16 protein-coding genes and 1 riboswitch are annotated in these 13,449 nt (G+C 66.6%); of the genes, 3 read left to right on the top strand and 13 right to left on the bottom strand.

The genetic code is table 11. The features are described from left to right. Positions 1–7: 7 nt before the first annotated feature. From ABQE93_RS01110 to ABQE93_RS01100, 3 genes are read right to left on the bottom strand one after another with little or no spacing between them, the layout of a single operon-like run. Positions 8–1,174 (bottom strand): APC family permease, encoded by a 1,167-nt coding sequence (locus tag ABQE93_RS01110; RefSeq protein WP_448405419.1) that lies wholly within the window; start codon positions 1,172–1,174, stop codon positions 8–10. A 14-nt stretch (positions 1,175–1,188) separates the two neighbouring features. Further along, positions 1,189–1,530 carry a hypothetical protein gene (locus ABQE93_RS01105; protein ID WP_448405418.1) on the bottom strand — a complete coding sequence of 114 codons (342 nt, stop codon included), beginning with the start codon at positions 1,528–1,530 and terminating at the stop codon, positions 1,189–1,191. 11 nt (positions 1,531–1,541) lie between these two features. Further along, entirely contained in the window at positions 1,542–1,766 is a 225-nt protein-coding gene (locus tag ABQE93_RS01100) for a hypothetical protein (RefSeq protein ID WP_448392375.1), read from the bottom strand. A gap of 103 nt (positions 1,767–1,869) precedes the next feature. Here ABQE93_RS01100 and ABQE93_RS01095 point away from each other — a divergent pair, with 103 nt between their 5' ends. Further along, the gene (locus ABQE93_RS01095; RefSeq protein WP_448405417.1) at positions 1,870–3,105 is read left to right on the top strand and encodes a TetR/AcrR family transcriptional regulator; all 1,236 of its coding nucleotides are present in this window, start codon (positions 1,870–1,872) and stop codon (positions 3,103–3,105) included. On the opposite strand, the gene ABQE93_RS01090 is transcribed toward ABQE93_RS01095, so the two are convergent. The 8 genes from ABQE93_RS01090 to ABQE93_RS01055 all read right to left on the bottom strand — a co-directional run bounded on the left by ABQE93_RS01090 (position 3,072) and on the right by ABQE93_RS01055 (position 11,131). Next, a complete protein-coding gene (locus ABQE93_RS01090) occupies positions 3,072–3,350 on the bottom strand; it encodes a DoxX-related protein (protein WP_448405416.1) in 279 nt (92 codons plus the stop codon). The two genes, ABQE93_RS01095 and ABQE93_RS01090, sit on opposite strands and share 34 nt — an antisense overlap. Positions 3,351–3,368: 18 nt before the next feature. Then, entirely contained in the window at positions 3,369–4,856 is a 1,488-nt protein-coding gene (locus tag ABQE93_RS01085; protein WP_448405415.1) for a flavin-containing monooxygenase, read from the bottom strand. Between the two features lie 54 nt (positions 4,857–4,910). Then, positions 4,911–5,498, bottom strand: a complete 588-nt coding sequence (locus ABQE93_RS01080) for a septum formation family protein (protein ID WP_448405414.1) — start codon at positions 5,496–5,498, stop codon at positions 4,911–4,913. Beyond that, on the bottom strand, positions 5,495–6,112 hold the full coding sequence (locus ABQE93_RS01075; protein WP_448405413.1) for an alpha/beta hydrolase family protein: 618 nt from the start codon (positions 6,110–6,112) through the stop codon (positions 5,495–5,497). The genes ABQE93_RS01080 and ABQE93_RS01075 overlap by 4 nt, the downstream gene beginning before the upstream one ends. Next, positions 6,109–6,951 (bottom strand): bifunctional hydroxymethylpyrimidine kinase/phosphomethylpyrimidine kinase, encoded by an 843-nt coding sequence (gene thiD / locus ABQE93_RS01070; protein ID WP_448405412.1) that lies wholly within the window; start codon positions 6,949–6,951, stop codon positions 6,109–6,111. The genes ABQE93_RS01075 and thiD overlap by 4 nt, the downstream gene beginning before the upstream one ends. Continuing rightward, positions 6,948–8,543: a phosphomethylpyrimidine synthase ThiC gene (gene thiC, locus ABQE93_RS01065; protein WP_448405411.1), complete on the bottom strand. Its 1,596-nt coding sequence runs from the start codon at positions 8,541–8,543 to the stop codon at positions 6,948–6,950. The genes thiD and thiC overlap by 4 nt, the downstream gene beginning before the upstream one ends. Further along, positions 8,537–8,646, bottom strand: a riboswitch (TPP riboswitch). It overlaps the preceding gene by 7 nt. Positions 8,647–8,685: 39 nt before the next feature. Beyond that, a complete protein-coding gene (locus ABQE93_RS01060) occupies positions 8,686–10,296 on the bottom strand; it encodes an HNH endonuclease signature motif containing protein (protein ID WP_448405410.1) in 1,611 nt (536 codons plus the stop codon). 34 nt (positions 10,297–10,330) lie between these two features. Next, positions 10,331–11,131 carry an exodeoxyribonuclease III gene (locus tag ABQE93_RS01055; protein WP_448405409.1) on the bottom strand — a complete coding sequence of 267 codons (801 nt, stop codon included), beginning with the start codon at positions 11,129–11,131 and terminating at the stop codon, positions 10,331–10,333. A gap of 58 nt (positions 11,132–11,189) precedes the next feature. Between ABQE93_RS01055 and ABQE93_RS01050 the strand changes: the two genes are divergently transcribed. Next, positions 11,190–11,480, top strand: a complete 291-nt coding sequence (locus ABQE93_RS01050; RefSeq protein WP_448405408.1) for a CDGP domain-containing protein — start codon at positions 11,190–11,192, stop codon at positions 11,478–11,480. Here ABQE93_RS01050 and ABQE93_RS01045 read toward each other — a convergent pair whose 3' ends face one another. Continuing rightward, positions 11,481–12,380 carry an N-acetylglutamate synthase, CG3035 family gene (locus ABQE93_RS01045; protein WP_448405407.1) on the bottom strand — a complete coding sequence of 300 codons (900 nt, stop codon included), beginning with the start codon at positions 12,378–12,380 and terminating at the stop codon, positions 11,481–11,483. Further along, on the bottom strand, positions 12,380–12,973 hold the full coding sequence (locus ABQE93_RS01040; protein ID WP_448405406.1) for a peptide deformylase: 594 nt from the start codon (positions 12,971–12,973) through the stop codon (positions 12,380–12,382). Before ABQE93_RS01040 ends, ABQE93_RS01045 begins: the two co-directional genes overlap by 1 nt. 135 nt (positions 12,974–13,108) lie before the next feature. Between ABQE93_RS01040 and ABQE93_RS01035 the strand changes: the two genes are divergently transcribed. After that, entirely contained in the window at positions 13,109–13,417 is a 309-nt protein-coding gene (locus ABQE93_RS01035) for a nucleoid-associated protein NapA (protein ID WP_448392363.1), read from the top strand. Positions 13,418–13,449 lie beyond the last annotated feature (32 nt).

Genomic DNA, 13,449 nt, shown 5'->3' with positions numbered 1-13,449 from the left:
TAAGACGCTATGCCAGCGAAGCTACAAGTGAGAGCGCCAACACCAGACAACCGATGATTCCCGCGGTCGGAATCGCCCTGCGGCCCAGCGTGAACGCCGCGGCGTTGGCGATCGCGTAATACACCAGCACGGCGAACGAGGACACGCCGATCGCGCCACGCACATCGACCACCGCCGCCAGCACGGCCACCACGGCGCCGACGGCGACCTCGGCGCGGTGCGGGCCGCCGAAGCGCGGGTGCACCGCGGCGAGGGTGCGGGGCAATACCCCGTCACGCGCCATCGCCAACGTCGTACGGGAGACCCCGAGGATCAGCGCCAGCAGCGAACCGAGCGCCGCCACCGCCGCACCCGCACGCACCACCGGTTCGAACCCGCCAAAACCGGCCGCCGCCACCGCATCGGCCACCGGTGCCGTCGCCGAAGCCAGTGTCTGGCTGCCCAATTCGGACAGCACGGTGACCGCGACCGCGGCGTACACCACCAACGTGATCGCCAGGGCGATCGGGATGGCACGCGGGATCGTCCTTGCGGGTTCGCGCACCTCCTCGCCGAGCGTGGCGATCCGCGCATAGCCGGCGAACGCGAAGAACAGCAGCCCGGCCGCCTGCAGCACACCGCCCACCGAGACGTCATCGCCGAACGTCAGCCGCGCCGCGTCGACGCCGCCGAAGCCCAGCACGGCCACCACCACCGCCGCCAACACCGCGAGCACCACCGCGACCAGGGCGCGCGTCAGCAGCGCCGACTTCTGGATGCCCGCGTAGTTCACCGCCGTGAGCACCACGACCGCCCCGACCGCCACGGCGTGCGCCGCGCCCGGCCACACGTAGTAGCCAACCGTCAACGCCATCGCAGCGCACGACGCGGTCTTACCGCCGATGAAGCTCCAGCCGGCGACGTTGCCCCAAAACGAGCTGAGCCGCTCCTTGGCGTAGACGTAGGTGCCGCCGGACTGCGGGTACAGCGCGGCCAGGCGAGCCGACGAGGTCGCGTTGCAATAGGCGACGAAGGCGGCGATCACCAACCCGACCAGCAGGCCGGAACCCGCCGCGGCGGCCGCGGGAGCGAACGCGACGAAGACGCCGGCGCCCATCATCGAGCCCAGCCCGATGATGACGGCGTCGAAGGTTCCCAGCCGCCGATCCAGTCCGGGACGCTCCGGCGTGCTCACGCCGAAATGCTAGGTCAGCCTGCGTCGCCGTGCCGCACCAGCGATTCACGCACCGACGTCGTCGCCGATGCGAGGACGACGGCCAGCAGCACGAGACCGGAGAGCACCGCCAGCGGAATGGTCCACAGGCGGCGGGATAGCAGCGCGCTGTGGCACTCGTCGACGTAGTCGGAGTCCCCGACCGCTTCGGCGGCCTGGGTCAGATCCGAGATGTAGCCGGTGCCGCATTTGATCTGGAACCCCCACTGGTCATAGGTGTCGAGGTAGACCGGGAAGTTCATCGCGAGCAGGGCGACGCCCAAGAGAATGGCGGCCACGATTCCGGTGTAGGCAAGGCGGTGATGCCGTCGGCTCATGTGTCCCCCCTTCACGTCATACAAACGTCCGAGAAGAGCAGCACGGGCCACGATGCGATCGATCCGAGATAGGAAACCGCCAGGTCGATGCCGCTCATGTGCTGCAGATGCTCGGTGTGCGTGCTGGACCAGAAGACCCCGATAACCAGGTAGGGGGTGCCGATGACCAGCGCGAGCACGATCAACTCGCCGACCGTCACCCGGAAGCCCAGGACCTTCCGCAGCGCGCCCAACACCCCACTATGTTAATGACTATTCTTCCGACTGCCAAAGATTTGCTCATGATCTAAAGGCGAACCCGGCCGATATGTGTCCATAAGGTCCGTTATCGTGAATGCCATGTCGCCCAGCGGGCCAGCCAACCCGGACCAGGTGCGACGTCGGCCGAAGGACCGCAAGGCCCAGATTGCGCAGGCGTCGGCCGAGGCCTTCAGCGCGGTCGGATATTACGGCGTGAGCATGGAGGCTATCGCGTCGCGCGTCGGCATCTCCGCGGCCGCCCTGTACCGACATTACGCGAGCAAGTACGAACTGTTCCGCGATGCGGTGCTGAGCCTGGGCCAGCAGTTGGTGGACTGTACGGCGTTCGCCGACGGCGTCGAACTCGACGATCCGCAAACCCTGCTCGACCAGTTGGTCGCGGCGCTCGTCGACACCGGGATGCGCAACCGGACATCCGGCGGGCTGTATCGGTGGGAGGGCCGGTATCTACGCGGTGACGATCAGGCGTCACTGATCGCGCAGATGCGCGTCGTCAACCACCGAATCCAACGGCCGCTGAGCGCAATTCGTCCGAGCCTGACCTCGCGGCAGCGATGGACGCTGTCCAGTGCGGTGCTGTCGGTGATCGGCAGCATCGTCGATCACCGGGCCAAGCTGCCCGCCGTCCAGGTCCGCGCGCTGCTGGCCGACCTGGCAGGGGCGGTGCTCACCACCGAGCTGCCCGACCTCGCCGAGCCCGAACCTGCGCCGCGGGTGCGCACCCCCGCCGACTCGTCGAAGTACGAGGCGCTGTTGACCGAGTCGATGTGGTTGTTCCACATCAACGGCTACCGCGAGACCAGCATGGAGGACATCGCGGCGGCGGTGGGCATGCCCGCGTCCGGCATCTACCGGTACTTCTCAGGTAAGAGCGACATCCTCGCCGCCGCGTTCCGGCGCGCAGCCGACCGGCTGTCGGCCGAGCTGGCGACGATCACCAGCACCATCTCCGACCCTGAGGACGCGCTGACCGCGGTCATCGACGCCTACGTCGAGCGGTCCTTCAACCAGCCCGAGCTGGACTACGTCTACTACGCCGAGCGGCTCAACATGACCGCCGCCGACCAGAAGATCCTGCGCAACATGCAGCGCGCCACCGTGGAGGCGTGGGTGGACCTGGTGGTCGCGGTGCGCCCGGAATGGACGCCCGGCCAGGCGCGGTTCGCCGTACACGCCGCGATGTCGTTGGTGATCGATCTGGGCAGGCTGACCCGCTACGACAATTCGCCGCAGAGCCACCTGGTGATGCAGCGGGTGCTGGATCTGACGTTGTTGGGCCGCTACCGGTTACGGGCGACGTTGCCCGCGAGGTAGACCAGGTAGCCGACCGTGCCGACGACGGCCAGCTTGCGGGTCTTGCGGGCGGCCAGGCCGAGGCCAAGCGCGGTCTCGATGCCACCGTTGATGTAGATCTGCTGGCGGCTTTTGGTCGCGAATGCCTGTTCGGTGATCGACTCGAACAGCTCAGGCTTGGCGAAGTGTGCCAACCCGGTCCCAGCGAGAGCTAGGCCGGCAAGGGTTGCGGCACGCGAGTTGCTGCCTGATTCGTCCTGGGGCACAGCGGGTGTCCTCTCTGATCACACAATCTGGTAGTCGCTCAACGGAAACTGTGCCGCCTCTTTGAGCGCGGCGCGCGTCGACGTCGGCCGGAGCAGTGACGCCTCCCCAGCGGGGTCGAAGTAGTAGGAGCGCGACGGCGCGCAGTTACCGAGCGTGAGCACCGAATCCCCGATGAGTTCGGTCATCCGGTCCAGGTATCGGGTGTTGGCATGTTCGGTGACTTCGAACGTTTTCGCGTTGCGGCGCTTCATCTCCCCGAACAGTCGATCCATGTGCCGCATCTGGTATTCCATCGTGTTGAAGAAGTTCAACCCGAGGAATGCGTAGGGGCTGGCGAGGCTCAGATAGTTGGGGAAACACGGTACCGCCATGCCCTGGTAGGCCTGGAACCGATTGTCGCGCCACCACTTTCCGAGGTTCCGCCCATAGCGCCCGACAATCTCGATCGCGGGGAAGTTGGACTCCCACAGGTCGAATCCGGTGGCCAGTACCAACGTGTCGATGACGGTCTTGGTGCCGTCGTTGGCGACGATGCCGTCGGCCTCGATGTGTTCGATGCCCTCGGCCTGCAGGTGCACATGCGGTTTGGTGAAGATCCGGTAGTAGTCGTTGGAGAAGGACGGCCGCTTGCAACCGAAGTCGTAATCCGGCGTCAGCTTCTTGCGCAACTCGGGATCGCGCACCGAGAAGAACCGGTGCATCTTGGCCAGATCGGATGCCGCGACGTTGAGACGACGGAACAGCAACTGCCGGTGATGGAGCACGACGTAGATGAAGAACTCGTAGAGCGAGTCGGTGACCGCGCGAAGAGCACGCTGCACCAACGGGACCCGGGCGAACAGCCGCTTCGCACGCGGTGAGAACCGGAGGTCGACCTTGGGCACCACCCAGATCGGGGTCCGCTGGTAGACGGTCAGATCGGCCGCCTTCTTGGCGAGCTCGGGTATCAGCTGTACCGCGGTGGCGCCGGTGCCGATGATCGCGACCCGTTTACCGTCCAGCTCGTAACCGTCGTCCCAAGCGGTGCTGTGGATGACCTTGCCGGTAAAGCCGCCGAGGCCTGGGATGTCCGGAGTATTCGGCTGGGAGAGAAACCCCGTGGCGGTGATCAGATAGCGCGCGGTCAGCGTCTCACCGCCGGTCAGCGCGATCCGCCAGACCTCGGCTTCTTCGTCCCAGCGCGCGCCTTCCACGGAGGTGCGGAAGCGCATGTGTCTGCGCACGTCGTATTTGTCGGCGACGTCATTGGCGTACTGCTTGATCTCGTCACCGGTGGAGAACAGCCGCGACCAGTTCGGGTTCGGCTCGAAGAAGTAGGAGTATGTGGTCGTCGGGACGTCGACGGCCAGCCCGGGATAGCGGTTGACATGCCAGGTGCCGCCCAGATCGTCTTCACGGTCGACGATGAGGAAGTTCTCGTAGCCCAAGCGCTTGAGTTGAATAGCCGCACCGATTCCGGCGAAACCAGCGCCGACGATGACGGCATCGAACTGCTCGGAAAGCATGTGAAAAAGGTACCCCAGGTACCGACGAATTCTACGCGCGCCTCGGCGTCGTGATCATCCCTTTATGGTGCCTGTGCGCGGCGGATCGAGGGTTGCGACGCAGGTCACGGCCCGGTCGCCCTCGGCCCAAGTTTCGGCAGTGGGATAGAGCACATACATCTGAATGGTGTCGTCTTCCATTGCGGCAGGCGAATAACTGGCCAATTCGGGACCGCATTTGTCCGCGTAGTCGTCAATGGCATCCTGGCCCGGGAAATCGCCGTCGGGCATCAGCAACACGGCGAACACCTCACCGGCATGCGGTTCGTCGCATCCGGTGGTCTGCACCGTCAGCACCCGGGTACCGCTGGGAATCTCCTTGAGGCAGTCGCCGACCTTCACGTCTGTCGCGGTGACGGTGTCCTTACCCACGATCAGGAACAACGCGATGATGGCGCCGACGACGAGCACGATGACCCCGACGATGACGCCGAGCACGATCAACAGCACCTTGGTGCGGTTTGACTTCGGCTTCTGCGGGGGCGGGTAGTAGTAACCACCCGGCGGCGGCGCCGAGTACGGCGGGGGAGGAGGCGGCGGGTACTGCTGCCCACCGTACGGCGGCGGTCCATACGGCGGCGGTTGGCCCGGCGGGGTGGTCACGCGAGCAAGCGTAGTGCGGCATCGACCGCCATGGCGGATACATCGAGCGACTTGGACCCCAGGTCATGGCGGGCTCCTGTGACCTCGACGATCTCGGTGCGCGCGGCGACGAGTGCCGCCGCGGCGCCCAGCTCGGCGATGGTGCCGAACGGGTCAGAGGTGCCGTGGGTGAACACCGTCGGCGTGGTGATGCGTGGCAGGTGCTCGGTGCGCAGGCGCTCCGGTTTGCCGGGAGGGTGCAGCGGATAGGAGAACAGCGTCAGCACGTCGATGTCGACCGCCTGGTCGGCGACCACCATCGAGGTCATCCGGCCGCCGTACGAATGCCCTCCTGCGACCACCGGGCCGTCGGCCAGCGTGCGGGCCACCGCGATGGCCTCTGCGACGCCGGCTTGATCCGCGGTGGCCGATCCGGACGGAGGGCCCTTGGGCCGGCGCCGCCGGTAGGGCAGGTTGTAGCGCACCGCCAGCCAACCGCGTCGCGCCCACTGCTCGCAGATCCGCGTCAGCAGCGGTGAGTCCCTGCTGCCACCGGCGCCGTGGGTGAGTACGACCACCCCCGTCGGCGCCGTATCGGGTTCGTGGGCGATGCCTGCGATCTGATCGAGGTTCATCTGGTGAGTCGAAACAGCGGTGAGACCGGGCCGTGGCCTTGTCCCAACGGGTAGGCCGCGTTGAGACATTCGGTGACCCAGCGCTTAGCGAACGCGACGGCATCGGGCACCGAGTAGCCGTGGGCCAGCGCGCTGGCGGTCGCGGCGGCCAGCGTGTCACCCGCCCCGTGGTCGTGGCCGGTGTCGATGCGCGTGGCATCGAACTCGAAGAAGTCCGTGCCGTTGAACAGCAGGTCCGGGCTGTGCGATGACGTCCGCAGATGGCCGCCCTTGACCAGCGCCCAGTGCGGTCCGAGCGCGTGCAGCGCACGCGCGGCGTCGTGCTGGGTATCGGCGTCGACGACCTCGATCTCGGTGAGCAGCCGAACCTCGTCGAGGTTGGGTGTCACCAATGTAGCCAGCGGAAATAGTTGCTGCCTAAGGGAATCCAACGCACTGGGATGCAGCAGCGGGTCGCCGTGCATCGATGCGCACACCGGGTCGACCACCAACGGGACATTGCCGGCGAGGCCCTGCCGGCGCCAGGTGTCGGCGACGGTGTCGATAATCGCCGACGACGCCAGCATGCCGGTCTTGGCAGCCTGCACCCCGATGTCGGAGGCCACCGCTTCGATCTGACCTGCGATCACGTCGAGGGGAACCTCGTGAAAGCCCTTGACGCCCACCGAGTTCTGCACGGTCACGGCGGTGACGGCAACCAGACCGTGCACGCCCAACAGGGCGAATGTGCGCATGTCGGCCTGGATGCCGGCGCCGCCGCCGGAGTCGGACCCCGCGATCGTCATCACCCGCACCGGGGTGGCGCCGGGTTTCGGTACGGGCAGAAACGGCTGGTTCATGCCAGTGGAAGATAGACCCGGTTGCCGCGCTCGGCGAACTCCTTGGACTTCTCGGCCATGCCGGCTTGCATGGCGGCGTACTCGCGGACGTCCTGGCTGATGCGCATGGAGCAGAACTTCGGACCGCACATCGAACAGAAGTGGGCGGTCTTGGCCGGTTCGGCAGGCAGCGTCTCGTCGTGGAACTCCCGCGCGGTGTCCGGATCGAGCGACAACGCGAACTGGTCGTTCCACCGGAACTCGAACCGTGCGCGCGACAGGGCGTCGTCGCGGTCCTGCGCATGCGGATGGCCCTTGGCGAGATCCGCGGCGTGGGCGGCGATCTTGTAGGCGATGACGCCGTCCTTGACGTCCTTGCGGTCGGGCAGGCCCAGATGCTCCTTGGGCGTGACGTAGCACAGCATCGCGGTGCCGGCCTGCGCGATGATCGCCGCGCCGATGGCCGAGGTGATGTGGTCGTAGGCCGGTGCGATGTCGGTGGCCAACGGACCCAGCGTATAGAACGGCGCCTCCTCGCACAGTTCCTCTTCCAGCCGCACGTTCTCGACGATCTTGTGCATCGGCACGTGGCCGGGTCCCTCGATCATCACCTGCACGCCATGGGATTTCGCGATCTTCGTCAGTTCACCGAGCGTGCGCAGTTCGGCGAACTGGGCGGCGTCGTTGGCGTCGGCGATCGACCCGGGGCGCAGCCCGTCGCCGAGCGAGAACGTCACGTCGTAGCGGGCCAGGATCTCGCACAGTTCTTCGAAGTGGGTGTAGAGGAATGATTCCCGATGATGGGCCAGACACCAGGCGGCCATGATCGAGCCGCCGCGACTGACGATGCCGGTGACCCGTTCGGCGGTCAGCGGAACGTAGCGCAGCAGCACACCGGCGTGCACGGTCATGTAGTCGACGCCCTGTTCACACTGCTCGATCACGGTGTCGCGGTACAGCTCCCACGTCAGCGCGGTCGGGTCGCCGTTGACCTTCTCCAACGCCTGGTAGATCGGCACGGTGCCGACCGGCACCGGGGAGTTGCGCAGGATCCACTCGCGCGTGGTGTGGATGTCGCGGCCGGTGGACAGGTCCATGATGGTGTCGGCGCCCCAGCGGGTGGCCCACACCATCTTGTCGACCTCTTCGGCGATCGAACTGGTCACGGCCGAGTTACCGATGTTGGCATTGACTTTCACCGCGAAGGCCTTGCCGATGACCATCGGCTCGGTCTCAGGATGGTTGTGGTTGGCGGGTATCACCGCGCGTCCGCGGGCCACCTCGTCGCGCACCAACTCGGCAGGAACACCTTCGCGCGCGGCGATGAACGCCATCTCGGCGGTGATCTCACCGGCGCGGGCGCGCTGCAGTTGGGTGCCGCGGTCGCGGACGACGCCCGGCCGCGGTGGCAGTCCCCGGTGCAGGTCGAGGTCCGCTGCCGGATCGGTGTACGGCCCCGACGTGTCGTACAGGTCGAAATGTTCGCCGTTGGACAGGTGCACTCTGCGAAACGGAACCTGGGCACCGTCCTCGAGTTCCCGGTAGATCTTGGTGCTGCCCGCGATGGGGCCGGTGGTGATGGACGGAGTCACGGAAGTATCCGACAGCGCCATGGAAATCCTCTCCCTACGCCGGCATTACCCGGTCAGGTTCGTACGGTCGACGGGCCCACCCGTCCTCTCAGCGCACTGGGCGTGCACTCCCGTGTATGGACGCTGCCCACGGTATCGCAGCGGTCGGCCAAAGGGGAGACCCCTAGAACGGTGGCGGCTCGTCAGGGTCTTGCGACCACGGCGGTGGCGGTGGCTCCCAGTCCGGCGGAAGCTCTTCGGGCTCCATCGGCTCGTTGATCCACGGGCACCACGGGCTGGTACTGGGTTCGCCGCCCTTGAACAGCACGAGATACTTCCGCGACCTGTTCCGCCACTTGCGCTGGCTGATCTCTTCTCGGCAAGCTCGGTTCACCCGACGATTTTCGTCGTTGACCGCCCGTTGCGCCTGAAGCTTCTTGCGGGCTCGCGCTATTCGCGCCGCGCGTTCTTTGGAGCGGTTCCGTGTGCGCGGCGTGGGAGGTTCGCAGGGCAAGCTCATCTCGGGAAACAGGTCGGCACCGCCGGGGGTCGTGCGGTAGGTGCGGCCTGTCGGCGAGGCCCACACGATGGTGCCATCCGGTAGCTGTTCGTCGCGCCATCCTCCCGGACCGCAGTGAAACGTCTTGAGCCGGTGATGTTCTCGGCAATAACATGCCAGGTTCCACGGGACGGTCAGACCGCCGGCGGCGGGGTCGTCGTGGTTGAACGGGACGGTGTGGTCCAGGTCGCAGTGCGCGGCTGGACGATCGCAGCCGGGGAACCTGCACGTCAGATCGCGGAAGCGGACCCAGCGCTCGACGGCGGCGGACGGGTGATACCGCAGTGCCTCTTCGGGGGTGACTTGCGGTCGGTCGACCAGTCGCCAGGCTGCGTCCATCGCGAGTTCACGCACCTGATCGGCGTCGATCACGCCGAAGCCTTCCACGTAGCCGGGTCGATCGCTCTCGCCGGTGAGGGTGGACTCGTAGGCGATCACGTTGATCACCGGCCGGGCCGCGACTGCAGGCGCGGCGTCGTCGGCGGTGTTTGCGGGGCAGTCCGGAGTACCGCAGGCGCACGGGAGTCGCTGGCCCTCCATGAGGGCGGTCACTGCGTCGGCCCGCCGCTGTTTGACCGTCCGCGGATCCTTCGCGCACACCGACATGGCCAACTGGGAGAGCCGCTTGTCGAACGCCGCCGCCGCAGTGGCGGGCAGCGTGCCGTGAACTTTGGCCATACCGTCTGGCTGAGCGGTGACGTTGATGCTGCGATCGTTGTAGGCAGCGACCCGCCGGTTTTTGACGGCCTCGGGATCGACGGCACGCACCGCGGCGTCCACCTCGTTGATGATCCGTCGTCGCGACCAGCACTCCCATCGCCCGATTTGTCGAGCCAACGACCTGTCCAATTTGGCGATCAGGTCGCTGTCGACGAATTCGGTACGGCTGATGACCAGTTGCACGGTGCGCCAGTCGGTTCTTCCTTCGGCCAACAGCCTGCCGACCCGGGGCAGACGCGAGTCCAGATCCTCGGCCTGGCCCACCAATTCGCGGGTGGCCATCGGAGACATGTTCATCGCTGCCGACACCTCGGCTGTGGTCCGGGCAAAACCGGTGACCATCATGTAGCCGGGGTCGGGATCGACCTCCTCGACCTCGGCGATGCGTTGCCCCAGCAGCTCGGCGATCGCCGCCAGCCTGCGCGCCATGAGCATCGACTCTTCGCGATGGGTCGACTCGATCTCCCCGAGCAGGGCGTCCGGACTCGGAGGCTCGAACAGGTGTTCGATCGACATGTCCCCGATGGTGCCACAAGCCACCGACAAGTTTTCAGGACAACTCCACCAGCACCGGCGCGTGGTCGCTGGGTGACTTTCCCTTGCGTTGTTCGCGAACGATTTCGGCGTGGGCCACGCGTTGCGCCAGCGCGGGTGAGCCGAGGATGAAGTCGATGCGCATACCGCGGTTCTTGGGAAACCGCAGCTGCGTGTAGTCCCAGTAGGTGTAAACGCCGGGGCCGGGTGTGAAAGGCCTTACTACATCGGTGAATTGGGCATCGACGATGGCGTTGAACGCCGCCCGTTCGGGTTCGGTGACGTGGGTGCTGCCCTGGTAGAACTCGACGCTCCACACATCCTCGTCGGTGGGCGCGATGTTCCAGTCCCCGGTCAGCGCGATCTGAGCGGTCGGGTCCTCGGCCAGCCAACCGGCTGCGGCGTCGCGCAGCGCGGCAAGCCATTCCAGCTTGTAGACGTAGTGCGGCGAGGCGATGACGCGTCCGTTGGGCACGTACAGGCTCCACACCCGCACGCCGTCACACGTCGCCCCGAGCGCACGCGCTTCCGCGGCCGCTTCCACGTCGGGTTTATCGCTCCATGTCGGCTGGCCCTCGAACCCGACCTGCACGTCGTCGACGCCGACGCGCGATGCGATCGCCACGCCGTTCCATTGGTTGAACCCGCAATGCACCACTTCGTAACCGGCGGCCAGGAACGGCATGACCGGGAACTGCTCGTCGGAGCACTTGGTCTCCTGCATGGCGAGCACATCGATGTTGGCGTGTTCGAGCCAGTTCACGACGCGGTCGACCCGCGCACGGATCGAGTTGACGTTCCAGGTCGCCAGTCGCATGGCTACAGGCTACGAAAGGCCCGCGAAGACCTGGCGAACAGCGGTAGCGTTCGTGGCTATGAAGCGCTGTGTCGTCGTCACGGTCGCCGCGGTGCTGACGGCCGCGGGCTCGATGGCGTTGGCGCCGCCGGCGGCGGCCGGCTGTCACTACGGGGGAGCCTTCATCAGCAAGTGCGACGGTCCCATCCAGCCGGACGGCACCTGGGAACGCTGCGTCGGAGTGCCCCAGGTGGTGCACAGCGGCTTCAGTACCCACCTCGTGCCCGTAAAGCACTGTGGTCTGATGGGGCCCGGCCAGCACCACGCGGACCTCGCGTTCGCCGACCCGCCGACGCACATTCCCGGCTGACTACAGCCTCAGGGCGTCAGCGCGCATATACCGCGAGCGATGGTGCTCGATGAAACCCATCGACTCGAACAGCGCCCTGCCGGGCGCGTTGTCGACCAGCACCTGGGCGTACGCGTGGGAGGCGCCGCGGTCGTGGCCCCAGGACAGCACGGTCGAGCACAGGCGCCGGGCGTGCCCGCGTCGACGCGCGACCTCGGCCACCCGCAGGGCCGAGATGCCCACCCACCGGCCGCGGTCGATCGTCGTCGTCACCGCGGCACGGGCGACGGCCGCTCCGGCGACGGTGGCGAACACGGCCTCGCCGTCCACGATGGAGGTCAGTACGTCGACGGGCACGTCGCGCTCATAGCGCCGACGCCATTCATCGCTTGGGTCCGCGGCGAGCAGAACCGCCGGGTCGTGTTCTTCGGCGGGGCCGAGTTCGCGTGCCAGCACCACGGTTTCGAGATGCGGCTCCGCATCGGCGAGCCGGAACAGCCGGTCCGGAATCGAAAGCCACGGCGTGAGTTGCCGCGCGGAGTACCACTCGATGATCTCGGGCAGCACCGATGCGGTGGCGTCGAACCCCAGCGGCACAGCCGAATTGCCGCGGTGGGTGTGGCCGCCAGCCGCGCGTAGGAACCAGCCTTCGATCCACTGTTGTTCGACGCCGGGCCACGCCATCGCGGCTGCGTGTTCGAGCTTGCGGATATCGGCGGTGCGCACCGTTGCGGGTGGCAGTTCTCGAAGCACCATCACGTCGTCGGCCGGAACAGCCACGACGTCGCCGGTTTTGGTGCGCACGCTCAGCGTCGGGCCGGCCTCGAGTAGATGGCCGATCACGTCGCTCAGCGGCGGCTCTGAACCGGCAGGCAGCCGATACCGGATCACGACACGAGCGCCGACCGGCGGAATCTGCATCAGTGTCCGAACGGGTCCGGATCTTCGCCGGGCATCCACGTCAGCCCCGGCACACCCCAACCGTTCGACTTCACCGCGCGTTTGGCGGCGCGCGCATGCCTGCCGACCAACCGATCCAGATACAAGTATCCGTCCAGATGGCCGGTCTCGTGCTGCAGCATGCGGGCGAACAACGCGGTGCCCTCCACGGTGATCGGGTTGCCGTCGGCGTCGAGGCCGGTCACCCGCGCCCAGTCGGCGCGACCGGTCGGAAACGACTCGCCGGGCACCGAGAGGCACCCTTCGTCGTCGTCATCCGGATCCGGCATGGTCTCGGGCACCTCCGACGTCTCCAGCACCGGGTTGACCACGACACCGCGGCGGCGGGTGGTCTTGCCCCGTGCGTCAGCGCAGTCGTAGACGAATACGCGCTTGGAGACACCGATCTGGTTGGCCGCCAAGCCAACGCCGTTGGCGGCGTCCATGGTGTCGTACAGATCCTGGATCAGTTCCACGACATCGGCCGGCAGCGAACCGTCGTCGTGAACGATGACAGGTTCGGTAGCGGTGTGCAGGACGGGATCTCCTACGATGCGGATCGGTACGACGGCCACGGGGAAAGCTTAAGGCGGCGACCCTTAACCCCCGACTCGCGGGCGTATCTGACGCATCACACTACGAACCCGTGATTGAATGAGCGCCGAACCACAGCGATGTAATTTCGATTGTCGGAAGGGTCCAAGGGCGAGATGGACGGCGCGATCGCGCGGACTGAGCAATCCGGGGACGACTCTGATCGCGGTGACGGGCTGACCCGCCGAGAACACGACATTTTGGCGTTCGAGCGCCAGTGGTGGAAATACGCCGGCTCCAAAGAAGACGCCATCAAGGAGCTGTTTTCGATGTCGGCCACCCGCTACTACCAGGTGCTGAATGCGCTGGTCGACCGTCCCGAGGCGCTGGCAGCCGATCCGATGCTGGTCAAACGGCTGCGCCGGTTGCGGGCCAGCAGGCAGAAGGCGCGTGCGGCGCGTCGGCTGGGCTTTGACGTCACCTGATCTTGAGGGGCCGGACGGGCCGATACAGTGGG

The organism is Mycolicibacterium sp. XJ662 (assembly GCF_053484035.1).
Note: the sequence above shows the minus strand (reverse complement) of the source record. Positions and strands in the feature narration are given on the sequence as shown.

Bases quoted from the DNA above. Each gene is read 5' to 3' on its own strand.
- ABQE93_RS01105 (WP_448405418.1), bottom strand. From the start codon at position 1,530: ATGAGCCGACGGCATCACCGCCTTGCCTACACCGGAATCGTGGCCGCC.
- ABQE93_RS01095 (WP_448405417.1), top strand. From the start codon at position 1,870: ATGTCGCCCAGCGGGCCAGCCAACCCGGACCAGGTGCGACGTCGGCCG.
- ABQE93_RS01085 (WP_448405415.1), bottom strand. From the start codon at position 4,856: ATGCTTTCCGAGCAGTTCGATGCCGTCATCGTCGGCGCTGGTTTCGCC.
- ABQE93_RS01075 (WP_448405413.1), bottom strand. From the start codon at position 6,112: ATGAACCTCGATCAGATCGCAGGCATCGCCCACGAACCCGATACGGCG.
- thiD (WP_448405412.1), bottom strand. From the start codon at position 6,951: ATGAACCAGCCGTTTCTGCCCGTACCGAAACCCGGCGCCACCCCGGTG.
- thiC (WP_448405411.1), bottom strand. From the start codon at position 8,543: ATGGCGCTGTCGGATACTTCCGTGACTCCGTCCATCACCACCGGCCCC.
- ABQE93_RS01060 (WP_448405410.1), bottom strand. From the start codon at position 10,296: ATGTCGATCGAACACCTGTTCGAGCCTCCGAGTCCGGACGCCCTGCTC.
- ABQE93_RS01055 (WP_448405409.1), bottom strand. From the start codon at position 11,131: ATGCGACTGGCGACCTGGAACGTCAACTCGATCCGTGCGCGGGTCGAC.
- ABQE93_RS01050 (WP_448405408.1), top strand. From the start codon at position 11,190: ATGAAGCGCTGTGTCGTCGTCACGGTCGCCGCGGTGCTGACGGCCGCG.
- ABQE93_RS01045 (WP_448405407.1), bottom strand. From the start codon at position 12,380: ATGCAGATTCCGCCGGTCGGCGCTCGTGTCGTGATCCGGTATCGGCTG.
- ABQE93_RS01035 (WP_448392363.1), top strand. From the start codon at position 13,109: ATGGACGGCGCGATCGCGCGGACTGAGCAATCCGGGGACGACTCTGAT.